At 59.1% G+C, this 12,483-nt stretch carries 7 protein-coding genes and 9 tRNA genes; all 16 read right to left on the reverse strand.

Features of this window, described 5'->3' with window-relative positions; genetic code table 11:
• Positions 1-1,000 precede the first annotated feature (1,000 nt).
• Complete coding sequence (gene glmS, locus C6W55_RS00315) at positions 1,001-2,833, reverse strand: glutamine--fructose-6-phosphate transaminase (isomerizing) (protein ID WP_015253337.1); 1,833 nt, start codon at positions 2,831-2,833, stop codon at positions 1,001-1,003.
• Positions 2,834-3,408: 575 nt separating this feature from the next.
• Positions 3,409-4,749, reverse strand: coding sequence for a phosphoglucosamine mutase (gene glmM / locus C6W55_RS00320; protein WP_015253336.1), 1,341 nt, complete (start codon positions 4,747-4,749; stop codon positions 3,409-3,411).
• Positions 4,750-4,865: 116 nt separating this feature from the next.
• Positions 4,866-6,119, reverse strand: coding sequence for a CdaR family protein (locus C6W55_RS00325; RefSeq protein WP_015253335.1), 1,254 nt, complete (start codon positions 6,117-6,119; stop codon positions 4,866-4,868).
• Positions 6,112-6,948, reverse strand: coding sequence for a diadenylate cyclase CdaA (cdaA, locus tag C6W55_RS00330; RefSeq protein ID WP_286890729.1), 837 nt, complete (start codon positions 6,946-6,948; stop codon positions 6,112-6,114). Before cdaA ends, C6W55_RS00325 begins: the two co-directional genes overlap by 8 nt.
• A 136-nt stretch (positions 6,949-7,084) precedes the next feature.
• Positions 7,085-7,705 carry a zf-HC2 domain-containing protein gene (locus tag C6W55_RS00335; RefSeq protein WP_286890730.1) on the reverse strand — a complete coding sequence of 207 codons (621 nt, stop codon included), beginning with the start codon at positions 7,703-7,705 and terminating at the stop codon, positions 7,085-7,087.
• A gap of 108 nt (positions 7,706-7,813) precedes the next feature.
• On the reverse strand, positions 7,814-8,380 hold the full coding sequence (gene sigW, locus C6W55_RS00340; protein WP_286890732.1) for an RNA polymerase sigma factor SigW: 567 nt from the start codon (positions 8,378-8,380) through the stop codon (positions 7,814-7,816).
• A 58-nt stretch (positions 8,381-8,438) separates the two neighbouring features.
• Positions 8,439-11,246, reverse strand: coding sequence for a phosphoenolpyruvate carboxylase (gene ppc, locus C6W55_RS00345; protein ID WP_286890734.1), 2,808 nt, complete (start codon positions 11,244-11,246; stop codon positions 8,439-8,441).
• A 157-nt stretch (positions 11,247-11,403) separates the two neighbouring features.
• Positions 11,404-11,477 (reverse strand) — tRNA-Gly (locus tag C6W55_RS00350).
• An 8-nt stretch (positions 11,478-11,485) separates the two neighbouring features.
• Positions 11,486-11,562, reverse strand: a tRNA-Arg gene (locus tag C6W55_RS00355).
• A gap of 9 nt (positions 11,563-11,571) precedes the next feature.
• Positions 11,572-11,646, reverse strand: a tRNA-Gly gene (locus C6W55_RS00360).
• Between the two features lie 133 nt (positions 11,647-11,779).
• A tRNA-Leu gene (locus C6W55_RS00365) sits at positions 11,780-11,862 on the reverse strand.
• Between the two features lie 9 nt (positions 11,863-11,871).
• Positions 11,872-11,947: transfer RNA gene (locus C6W55_RS00370), tRNA-Lys, on the reverse strand.
• A 6-nt stretch (positions 11,948-11,953) separates the two neighbouring features.
• A tRNA-Gln gene (locus tag C6W55_RS00375) sits at positions 11,954-12,028 on the reverse strand.
• Between the two features lie 41 nt (positions 12,029-12,069).
• Positions 12,070-12,144, reverse strand: a tRNA-Glu gene (locus C6W55_RS00380).
• A 24-nt stretch (positions 12,145-12,168) separates the two neighbouring features.
• Positions 12,169-12,244: transfer RNA gene (locus tag C6W55_RS00385), tRNA-Thr, on the reverse strand.
• 3 nt (positions 12,245-12,247) lie between these two features.
• Positions 12,248-12,323: transfer RNA gene (locus C6W55_RS00390), tRNA-Asn, on the reverse strand.
• Positions 12,324-12,483 lie beyond the last annotated feature (160 nt).

Genomic DNA, 12,483 nt, shown 5'->3' on the forward strand with positions numbered 1-12,483 from the left:
AGGGGGAACGTTTACCCATCTAGCCTGCAATCACTCGAATTGACTGGAAAAACAGCCACAAAATTGAATGGAATCTTTGCTGATCGCTTCATCCGACTAGCGCTATTCCGGACTTTCGAAATTCAGGTTCATGTCCATCCCACTCAAGCCCCACCAAAGCCTCCAATCCCTTGCCGCACAAGGGTTTTCGGGATTTGAGGAACCAGTTGGTACAAAAAACCAAGAAAATAAAAAGTGTCCGTCCAATTGGAAGAAATTAGTCGAATGGCAGCAGGGGGCACGAAAATGGAACGTTGGGAAATGTCCAGGGAAATAATTTGAGGGAACAAAAGGAGAAGCTCAATCGGAACATAGCGGGAGGGAAACTGCTTGATAAATCAGCCACCGTTCCTATCCCCTCTCCCCAGTACCTTTTCAAAAGAAGTAAAAGCCAAGCATGAATCAGGGCAAAACCCTAACCACGCTCGGCTTCTTGGACATTTTTTATTGTCCCTGGACAGTTTTTATTTTCCCAGGACGGGATTTATTTGCTGTCTACAATTGGTGTCAAAAGACAATAATTCATGTCCATCCCACTCAAGCCCCACCAAAGCCTCCAATCCCTTGCCGCACAAGGGTTTGCGGGATTTGAGGAATTAGTTGGAACGAAATACCAGGAAAATAAAAAGTGTCCGTCGAATTGGAAGAAATTAGTCGAAAAGGCGGAAGGGGGCACGAAAACGGAACGTTGGGAAATGTCCAGGGAAATAATTTGAGGGGATAGGGAGCAGGGGTAAGGGGAGAGGAAAAAGGGATGGGTATATTGGGATAAAACCTGATCCCTCAACCCTTTCCGCCCTATACCCTGTCCCCCTATCAACAGAAAAGCCCAGCATGGACCCAGGCAAAACCCTGGCCACACTAGGCTTCATGGACATTTTTTATTGTCCCTGGACAGATTTTATTTTCCCAAGACGGGATGTATTAGCTGTCTACAATTGGATCGCGCTCGGCTGTCGCGTTACTCCACCGTCACGCTCTTCGCCAGATTCCGCGGCTTATCCACGTCATGGCCGAGCGCGAGCGACGCGTAATACGCGATGAGCTGCAACGGCACGACCGACAGCGCCGGCGTGAGGAGCGGGAGTGTGTCCGGGATCGCGAACAGCTCGTCGACCGACTTCGCGACCTCGTCCTTGTTGCTCCGGTTCACCAGGCCGAGCACGCGGGCGCCGCGCGCCTTCACTTCCTTGATGTTGCTCAGCGTCTTCTCGTACAGGTCTTCCTGCGTCACGAGCGCGATGACCGGCGTACCGTCTTCGATCAGCGCCAGCGTGCCGTGTTTCAGCTCGCCGGCCGCGTACGCCTCGGAGTGGATGTACGAGATTTCTTTCAATTTCAGCGATCCTTCCTGCGCGACCGCCCAGTCGATGCCGCGGCCGATGAAGAACAGGCTGCTGTGCTTCGCCATCGACTCCGCGATTTGCTTCAGCACGGCGGAATGCTCCAGAATGTCTTCCACCTGCGCCGGAAGCTCCTTCAAAGCGGCGATGACCGACGCGATAAACGCTTCATCCTTCGTGCCCAGCGTCTGCGCGAGATAGAGCCCGAACAGATAGAATGCGATGAGCTGCGTCGTGTACGCCTTCGTCGATGCGACGGCGATCTCCGGTCCCGCCCACGTGATGATGACGTCATCCGCCTCGCGGGCGACGGAGCTGCCGACGACGTTCGTGATGGCCAGCACGCGCGCGCCCGCGCGCTTCGCTTCGCGCAGCGCCGCCAGCGTGTCGGCCGTCTCGCCGGACTGGCTGACGACGATGACCAGCGTGTCCGGCGTTATAATCGGATTGCGGTATCGGTATTCGGAAGCGACGTCCGCCTCCACCGGAATGCGCGCCAGGCTCTCGATGACGTGCTTGCCGACGAGTCCGGCGTGCAGCGCCGTTCCGCAGGCGACGATGTGCACTCTGCGGATGTTCCGGATGTCGCCTTCCGTCATCTTGAGTTCCGGCAGCACGACCCGCCGGCCGTCCGGCGAGATGCGCGATCCCATCGTGTCGCGATACGCCTTCGGCTGCTCGTGAATTTCCTTCAGCATGAAGTGCTCGTAACCGGCTTTCTCCGCCGTCATCAGGTCCCAGTCGACATGGAAGACGTCCTTGGCCACGGGCTGACCTTCGATCGTCATCACTTCGACGCTGTTCTTCGTCAGCACGGCCATCTCGCCGTCCTCGAGAATGTACACCTCACGCGTATGCTCGAGAATCGCCGGAATGTCCGAACCGATGAAGTTCTCGCCTTTGCCGATGCCGATGATGAGCGGGCTCGCGTACCGCACCGCCACGAGGCGATCCGGTTCGTACTCCGTCAGGACGCCGAGCGCGAACGCGCCGCGCATCCGCTTCACCGCCCGCTGCACCGCCTTCACGATGTCGCCGTCATACTCGTCGGCGATCAGGTGGGACACGACTTCCGTATCCGTCTCCGACACGAACGTATGGCCCGCAATCGACAGCTCTTCGCGCAGTTCGAGATAATTTTCGATGATGCCGTTGTGCACAACCGTAAATTTGCGCGAATTGTCCGTATGCGGATGGGAGTTGATGTCCGACGGCTTGCCGTGCGTCGCCCAGCGCGTATGACCGATGCCGACCGAGCCCGTGAGCGGCGCGTCCTTCAGCTTCTCCTCCAGCACGGCGAGCCGGCCCTTCGCCTTGCGAATCTCCAGCCGGTCGCCGGTGTGAACGGCGATGCCCGCCGAGTCGTACCCCCGGTATTCGAGCTTCTTCAAGCCTTCGAGCAGAATCTCCTGCGTGTTCCGATTACCGATATATCCAACAATTCCGCACATTCGTTCGTACCTCCGCTATTCGGGATCCCCCGAAAGCCTCCGGGTCCGGAACGCATGTGCATGTGCGTCTATTCGATTGTGATGCCCATGCCGCATGACGAACCGGCAACGGGGCATTCAGGGTGATAAACGGCATGAATGCCTTGTCCTGGATCGTAATGGTCCGCTCTGCCGAGACCTTTGTCGGACCGGTCGCCCGGTCGTTTTCCTTCCCGGCTTGACGGCTGGAACGGATGCAGCCGGAGGGTCCCCGCCGAAAACTTCGAACACCCCCGCCTCGTCAACTTGCCGCCCGCCTCGCCGCCGCACCGCCATGCCGAAATCCCCGCTTCCCGCGGATGACGATGACGGCCGGCAGCAGCACGGGCCCGCAAGTTCTGGCGCTTGAATCGTTGGACTCACTACCCTCGCTTTCTTTCCCGAATTATAATCCCTATCATATGCATTTTCATGACAGAATGCAACGGCTAGAATTGTCGAAGCGCTGCGGCCGCCCCCGAATCCGACGGAAAATCCGCAAAATGAAAACAGCCGTGAACTCCGCGGGGAGTTCCGGCTGCCTCCGTCCATTTTCCTTATCCCAGCTCCGCTTTCACCACGGCCGCGATCCGTTCGACATGGGCCGCCACCTGGGCTTCGTCCGGCCCTTCCGCCATGACGCGGATGAGCGATTCCGTGCCCGACGGACGGACGAGCACCCGGCCGCTGTCGCCGAGTTCCGCTTCGGCCGCCGCCACCGCTTTCGCGATCGCTTCGTTGTCCTTGAACCTGGATTTATCCGCGACCCGCACGTTGACGAGCACCTGGGGAAATTTGCGCATGATCGTCTTCAGCTCGCTCAGCTTTTTGCCGGAAGCGACAAGCGTATCGACGAGCTGCAGCGAAGTGAGAATGCCATCCCCCGTCGTATTGTAATCGAGGAAAATGACATGCCCGGATTGCTCCCCGCCCAGGTTGAACCCGCCGCGGCGCATCTCCTCCATGACGTACCGGTCGCCGACCGCCGTGCGGGACGTCTTCAGCCCGAGCGATTCGGCCGCTTTGAAGAAGCCGATGTTCGCCATCACCGTCGTGACGATCGTATCCGCCTTAAGCTTGCCGGCCTTCCGCATCGCCTCGCCGCAGATGAGCAGGATGAAGTCGCCGTCCACTTCGGCGCCGGTCTCGTCGACCGCGATCAGCCGGTCCGCGTCGCCGTCGTAGGACAACCCCAGGTCCGCGCCGTGCGCCTTCACCTGGGCGATCAGATGCTCCGGATGCGTCGATCCGACGCCGTCGTTGATGTTCAGCCCGTCAGGCGAAGCGCCGACCGTGATCACTTCGGCGCCCAGCTCGCGGAAAATGCGCGGAGCCAGCTCGTAGGCCGCGCCGTGCGCGCAGTCCATGACGATGCGCAGCCCCTTGAACGAATGTTTCACCGTCGTCTTCAAATATTCGAGATAGCGGTACTTCGCCTCATCGTCCGTCGTGACGGTGCCGATGCCGCCGCCTTCCGGGCGGGGCAGCTCATCCCGCTCGGCGTCGAGCAGCCGCTCGATCTCGAGCTCCGTCTCGTCGGAGAGCTTGTAGCCATCCGCGCCGAAGAACTTGATTCCGTTGTCCGCCACCGGATTGTGCGACGCCGAAATCATGACGCCCGCATCGGCGCCGAGCAGCCTCGTCAGCCAGGCGACAGCCGGCGTCGTCACGACGCCCAGCCGGATGACGTCCGCGCCGATCGAGAGGAGCCCGGCGGTCAGCGCCGCCTCGAGCAACGGCCCCGAGATGCGCGTGTCCATGCCGATGACAACCTTCGGCTTATCCGCCTTGCCCGCCAGCACATAGCCGCCGCAGCGGCCGATTTTATACGCGAGTTCGGGCGTCAGCTCGCGATTCGCGACGCCGCGCACGCCGTCCGTTCCAAAATATTTCCCCATGAATTCGTCCCTGTCTCCTTCTCCCTGTCATGCTTCAGCGCGGGGCGCCGGTCGGGCCATCCCTTCGTTCGGACCATCTTCGCCGAACATGCAATGCCCGATCCTTGATCCCCGGTCTAACGGGATTCGCCGGCCGCGTCTTCCTCCGTGCCGTCTGTGATCTCCACGGTCGCCCTGAGCTGCTGCGGATACGACTGTGTGACGAACTGCGGCAAATGCACGTCGAGCACGATCGTGTGCTTTCCCGTCGGCAGCCCGTTCAGGTCGGCGATCACCTGCACGTCCTTCGCCGTCAGATCGGCCAGCACGCTCGGCGCTCCCGTCACGTTCAGATCGACGGTGCCTCCCTCCGGCTCCAGGATCCGCGCCTTCATGCCTTCGGCAAGGCCGGCCGTCGTGATGGCGATCTGCGGCAGCGTGATCGTCTCGGACGGTTCGAGCTCAATCGCGATTTCGATCTGTTTCGGTTCGATCTGTGCCAGATCGCGGCCCGGATCGAGATCGAGCGTGACCGTGCCCGAGCGCTGAACCGTCGACAGATTGAGCGTCACGCCGTCGAAATATTCCATCTTGTCAAGCGTCTCCTGCGGCCCGTAGACCGTGACCGTGTCCGTCGACGGCTTGAACGAGGCGATGCTCATGCCGATCGGCAGCCGTCCGGTGAAGCGGATTTCAAGCGGCAGCTTCTTGTACGGCTTCGTGATCGGCACTTCCACTTCGACCACGTTCGGGGTAAGCACGGCCCCTTCGATCTCGTTGCCGTTCTCATCGTATGCGGCAAGCCGCACCTTCTGTTCAACCACATTCGATTCGACGCCTTCGACATTGATCACCGCGCCGACATAGGCGACGGTGTTCAGCTGATCCTTCGGCATCTGCACGAACACCCGGTTGTTCGGCTTCACGATCGGTTCCGCGACCTTGTAGCCGTTCGCGGGCGTTCCTTCCGTCCGGATAATAGCTTCAAATTCCTTCGTCTGCACCGGCACGATGTCCACCTTGACCCGCGTCGGCGAAATCGAGCGAAGCTGGACGCGGCCCGGAAGGTCATACCGGACGACGAGATCGTGCACGCCTTCGCCGAGACCGGACACATCCACCCATACATCGGGTACGGCCGACATCAGGTCGGCGAGCCGCCCTTCGACGAGCAGCTGCACCGTGCTTGGCTCGATCGAACGCAGATATTGCGTCTCCGGATCGAGACCGCGCGTGCCGACTTTCACCGCCGTGAATTCGCGGGTGTCGATCGTGGACGCCACCTGATTCGGTGGCGACTCCGGATCGAAATGAACGACGGCGAACAGCAGGATGCCGATCACGACCGAGAGGATCTTGAGCACTGTCGGGTTGCTGAGCCATTTATCCATTCGAGGAATCCTCCTTCCGGTTCCAGAAGGCGAACTTCGAACGGCGTTTCTCCACCGCCTGATGCGGCGTGAGCTCCTGGAACAGCTTGGAGATCAGCGACTCCTCATTGATGTCGCGCACGATCATGCCTCCGACCGACAGCGAAACCTGCCCCGTCTCCTCCGAGACGATGATCGCCACCGCGTCGGTCACTTCCGTCAGCCCGATCGCGGCGCGGTGACGGGTGCCGAGTTCCTTGCTGATGAACGGGTTCTCCGACAGCGGCAGGTAACAGCCCGCGGCCGCCACCTGGCTGCCCCGGATGACGACGGCGCCGTCATGCAGCGGCGTGTTCGGCGTAAACAGGTTGATCAGCAGCTCGGAACTGATCCGCGCCTCCAGCATCGTGCCGGACTCGGTGTACTCGATCAGCCCCGTTTCCCGTTCGAAGACGATTAACGCCCCGATCTTTCGACGTGCCAAATAATTAACGGCCTTAATTACTTCGCCGATTTGATCCGTCACATCGCGGTTAACCAGCGTCGACCGCGCGAAAATCTTGCCCCGGCCGAGCTGTTCAAGCGCCCGGCGCAGCTCCGGCTGGAAAATGATCAGCACGGAGACGACCCCGAACGTGAACATCTGATTTATGAGCCATTTCAGCGTGTACAGATTGAACCAGGTGCTGACCGCCCACGTTGCGACGAGGACGAGAATACCCTTGAGCAGTTGGACAGCCCGCGTGCCGCGTACGATCATGATGAGCTGGTAGATGATAAAGCTGACGATGGCAATGTCGATGATATCCTTGATCCAATCGTTCCATGTCATGTCCTGAAAATAACTCACGGATCCGCCCCCTACGACCGTACACAGGCCCGCTCCGATCGTCTGCTTCAACTTATAGGATTTCTAGATAACGTAACGCAAATCCTCCAACTTGTCAAAAAAAAGTGCCCTCCGGCGATGGAGGGCGTTTCCAGAGTCATGAAGCAAGATCGATAACCGTGCTTCTCAGCTTGTACCAGATCCAGTCGAGCGCCTGATTGATCTCCCGCGCTTCGCCGATCACCTTCGCCGTCGAAGCCATGTTGACCGACCCGTCGATCACCGTCAAATTCCCGCGTATCTCGCCGACTACGACCGCCTCGCCGTTCTCGATGATCAAATCCCCGTCGACCCGCGCGCCTTCCGGCACGACCACCTTGTTCCCTTCGATGACGATCTGCGACAGATCGCTGCCTCTGACGACCATCTCCTGGTCCTGTTCCCACGAAGCGATAAAGCTGGCCAGCAGGACGAGGCTGAGCATGGCCGCCACCGTAACGCCCGGGTATTGCCGCAGCCACCGTGCGAGCCGTCTGCTGCGACGCCCGGGAACGCTCTTCAGGATGCGGTCCGTCAGGGCCGCCCGATCGGCTTCGTTGCGCCCGACGGGCGCGGCAAGCGCCATATGCAGGAATCCTTCGGTCCGCTCATAATCGTTGAATCGTTCTCGACATTCCGGACAGCCGCCCAGATGCGCCTTCAGCTTGGACGCATCCTCATGCGCCAGATCGCCATCAAAATACTCGTGCATGAGTCTGGAGGCTTGTGCGCAATTCATGGCCAGTCCCTTCCTTCTGAGTTCAACGCATGTTTGCATGATTGTTCTATACAGTACGTATCGATCAGGGCAAGGTTTCAAAATTCATCCGGCGGAAAATTCGACCGCTCACAATTTGCGCTCCAGCTTCTTCCGCAGATACTCCCTTCCCCGATGCACCCGCGTTTTCACCGTTGTCACCGGCATGTCGAGCACTTCGCCGATCTCCTGCAGCGGCAAGTCGTGCAAATAACGGAGCACCATGACGGACTTGTATTTCGCCGGCAATGTATCGATCGCCTGGCGGACGATCCGCTGCGTCTCCGACAGCAGCATTTCGCTTTCCGGCGTGCGATCGTCGCTCGGGATGACCGCGTAACCGTCCAGTCCTTCGTGTTCGGTGGATTCGGCGTCAAGCGAGTAGGTCGCCTTACGCTTCCGCAGCCGGTCGATGCACAGGTTCGTCGCAATCCGGTAGATCCATGTGGAGAACTTCATCCCTGCATCGTACCGGTCCAGATTGCGGTAGACGCGCAGGAACGCCTCCTGCACGACGTCCTCCGCCTCCTGACGGCTGCCCAGCATCCGGAAGGCCATATGATACAGCTTATCCTGATAGAGTCCGACGATCTCGGCGAACGCCTGCTGATCGCCTTTCAGCGCCTTGCGCGCCAGGCGCGCTTCGACCGGTATCACGATTCCTTGTTCCCTGCCTTCCAACCGGCATTCCCGTGACGGCTGCATGCGGGCCGCATCAGCCCGTATTCCGGAGACCGGCCGCAATACCGTTGATCGTCAGCAGCACTTCGCGCAGCAGATGGGGATCGTCTTCCCCGCGGGCGCGCAGCGCGCGGAGTTCGGTAAGCAATTGCACCTGAAGATAGCTGAGCGGATCGACGTACGGATTGCGCAGCCTGATCGAGTCCTGAATGATCGGCACGTTGTCCAGAATTTCCTTCTGGCCCGTCACGCGCAGGATCATCTCGGTCGTCAGCTCGTATTCCCGTTCGATCATGCCGAAGATGCGGTCCCGGATGGCCGGATCCTTGATCATGCCGGCATACTCTTTGGCGATATGCATGTCGGCCTTGGCCAGCGCCATCTGCAGATTGTCAATCAGCGTACGGAAGAACGGAAACTCCACATAGGCACGGCGCAGCTTCTCCAGCTTCGCTTCGTCGCCGCCGACATACTCCGCCATTGCCGTGCCCGCGGCATACCAGGCCGGCAGCAGGAAACGGCTCTGCGTCCAGGCGAACACCCACGGAATGGCGCGCAGATCTTCGAACCGGTCGCTGTTTTTCCGCTTCGAAGGCCGCGAGCCGATGTTCAGCTCGCCGATCTCGTTCAGCGGGGTCGACTCCTTGAAGAACGTCAGGAAGTCCGGATCGCGGAAAATGAGATCCTGATACTTCTTCATCGCCCGTTCCGACAGTTCCTTCGCGATTGATTCGTACTCCGCGTTCTTGTCGTTGTTCTCTTCGGGGTACTTCGCCAGCCGCGCAGCCGTGATCAGCGCGCTCGTCGCCTGCTCGAGGCTGCGGTAGGCGATTCCCTGCATCGCATAGCGGGAAGAGAGCACCTCGCCCTGCTCCGTAATCTTGATGCCTCCGCCGATCGTGTGCGGCGGTTGCGCGAGAATGCTGTAATTGAGCGGCATGCCGCCGCGTCCGAGCGCGCCGCCCCGGCCGTGGAAGAATTTCAGCTTCACGCCGTAGCGATTGCCCGTCTCCGTGATCTCGTTCAGCGCGACGCGCAGCTCCCAGTTCGCCGTCACGACGCCACCGTCCTTGTTGCTGTCGGAGTAGCCGAGCATGATCTCCTGCAGCTGCCCCATCGCTTCGACGGACGCTCGGTAGATCGGCAGATCGAATACGCGCTGCATGATGCCCGGAGCGGCATGCAGGTCGTCGATCGTCTCGAACAGCGGCACCGGCTGCAGCGTGCAGACGACCTTGCCGTCCTCGTCCCTGCGGAACAGGCCGACTTCCTTGGCGAACAGCAGCACTTCAAGCATGTCGCTCGCGCCCTGCGTCATGCTGATCAGGTAGCTGCGCACGCAGTCCACGCCGAATTCCTTCTGTGCGCGGTAGACGGTGTGGAAGACATCCAGACATTCGCGGGTTGAATCTGAATACTCGATATGCGGCGACGTCAACGGCCGCGGATCGTTCAGCAGCTGATCCAGCAGCCGGATCTTCTCTTCTTCATCCAGCGCCGAATAATCCGGCGTTATCTTCATTTTCGCCAGAATCTCCGCAATCGCATTCTCATGCTCCTTGCTGTGCTGGCGAATATCGAGCGTCGTCAGATGGAAACCGAAGAGTTCCACCTGGCGGATCAGCTTGCGGATATGGGTATCGGCGACATAATCGGCGAAATGGTAGCGCAGGCTTCGGTCGATGATCTTCAGATCCTGCTTCAATTCCTCGGCGCTGTTGTAGCGGGCCGGCGTGCCTTTCAGCTCTTCGCGCTTCATGTTCGCCAGCTTCTGCAGCATATAGCCGATCTTGATCCGGTACGGCTCCTTGTCGTTGCGCCACCGGTCCATGTTCGCCAGATTCCCGATCGCCTCGCAATCCCGGCGGATCGACTCGATCAGCTCTTCCGACACCTTCACGATGCTTGTGCTGAAGCTGAGCAGCGACATCAGCTTGCGCAGTTCCGCGCGGTACTTCGACACCGTAAGCTGACGATGCCGGTTGAACGTCTCCCACGTTACATCCGACGTGCAGGACGGATTGCCGTCCCGGTCGCCGCCGATCCACGAACCGAAGCGGAGATACGTCGGCACATGCCAGCGTTCGCCCGGATAATATTTGTCCAGGCAGCGCTCCAGCTCCTCATAGACGTCAGGCAGCACATCGAACAGCGTCTGATCGAAATAGAACAGCCCGTTCTGCACTTCGTCGAGGACGGTCGGCTTGCGGCTGCGAAGCTCGTCCGTCTGCCAGAGGGTCAGCACTTCGTTGAGCAGTTTGTCCCGCAGACGCTCGCGCTCGCGGTTCGTCAGCGTCGGATTGTCCAGTTCCAGCACGTCGCAGGCCATCCGTTTGTGAATGTCGAGCACGGCGCGTCTTGTCGCCTCGGTCGGATGCGCGGTCATGACAAGCTCGAGCGAGATGCCTTTGATCATTTCCCGAACGATCTCGACCGGAACGCCGCGTTCCTTCAGATCCTTCACTGCGCTCTCGATGGAGCCCGGCTGCACGGCTGCGCCCGCCGAACGTTCATAATCCCGCTTGCGCCGAATCCGGTGAATCTGTTCCGCAATATTGACGAGCTGAAAATAAATCGCGAACGCCCGGATCACCTGATGCCGAATCTCCGGATTGAGCGATTCCACGAGCTGTTTGAACTCCTCATGCAGCTTCGGGTCGAACGACGCGCGGAGCGTCTTGCTCATCTCGCGGATGCGTTCGACGACTTCGAGCAGCTGCTGTCCGCCCTGGTGCACGAGCACTTCACCCAGGATGTTGCCCAGATAGCGGACATCCCGCCTCAGCAGGCTGCTGACCTGGGGGCGGCTCTGAGCCGTTTGGGTTGCGGCTTGATCGGACATACCTTTCCTCCTGACTGTTCATGCGCACTGCGCCGCAAGCGCAGCATCCGTATAAAAACTCACTCTCTCCATCATACAACAAAACGGGCTTCCGATGAAGTCCGTGCATAAAAAAAACTCCTTACCAACCGTAAGGAGTTTCCGATATGCGCTGTTATGGAGCGGGTGATGGGAATCGAACCCACGCTACCAGCTTGGAAGGCTGGAGTTCTACCATTGAACTACACCCGCGGAAAAAGTGGCGTGCCCAGAGAGATTCGAACTCCCGACCTTTTGATTCGTAGTCAAACGCTCTATCCGGCTGAGCTATGGGCACATAAAGAAATGGAGCGGACGACGGGAATCGAACCCGCGACCCTCGCCTTGGCAAGGCGATGCTCTACCGCTGAGCCACGTCCGCAGATTATGCTGCCATTAATTCCGATGACTTCATCGAAGCGGCAACAACAAATATATCAGGTTTTCAGGATGATTGCAAATGATTTGTCACGAACATCTGCAATCGGTATGCGCACTCACAGGCGGCAGGCAGATGGTGCGCGTAGAGGGACTTGAACCCCCACGGTTGCCCGCTGGAACCTAAATCCAGTGCGTCTGCCAATTCCGCCATACGCGCACGGGCTGATGGTGAGCCATGTAGGACTCGAACCTACGACACCCTGATTAAAAGTCAGGTGCTCTACCAACTGAGCTAATGGCTCATAACGTGGCTGGGGATCTAGGATTCGAACCTAGGAATGACGGAGTCAAAGTCCGTTGCCTTACCGCTTGGCTAATCCCCATCGAAAACGCTGCTTGGGTGCAGCAGAGCAAAAAAAAAAGATGGTGACCCGTAGGGGATTCGAACCCCTGTTACCTCCGTGAAAGGGAGGTGTCTTAACCCCTTGACCAACGGGCCACATAAGAGAAGGAGAAAAAAAGCTGGAGCTCTCAACCGGGATCGAACCGGTGACCTCATCCTTACCATGGATGCACTCTACCAACTGAGCTATGAGAGCGTGTGGCTCCCCGAACAGGACTCGAACCTGTGACAACTCGGTTAACAGCCGAGTGCTCTACCGACTGAGCTATCGGGGAATGAGGGGGTGTGTATTCCATTATACAGGAAAATTTGCACCCTGAAAACCGGATGCGAATGATTTGCTTCAAGCTGAACCCGTTTCCGGGGCCCCCGCAAAGTAATCGGACTACGCTTCGAAGCGAATCGTCACTTTGTGGGGTATTTTTAGGATAAGCC

Origin of the sequence: Thermobacillus sp. (assembly GCF_003390775.1) — a bacterium.
GTDB lineage: Bacteria > Bacillota > Bacilli > Paenibacillales > Paenibacillaceae > Thermobacillus > Thermobacillus xylanilyticus.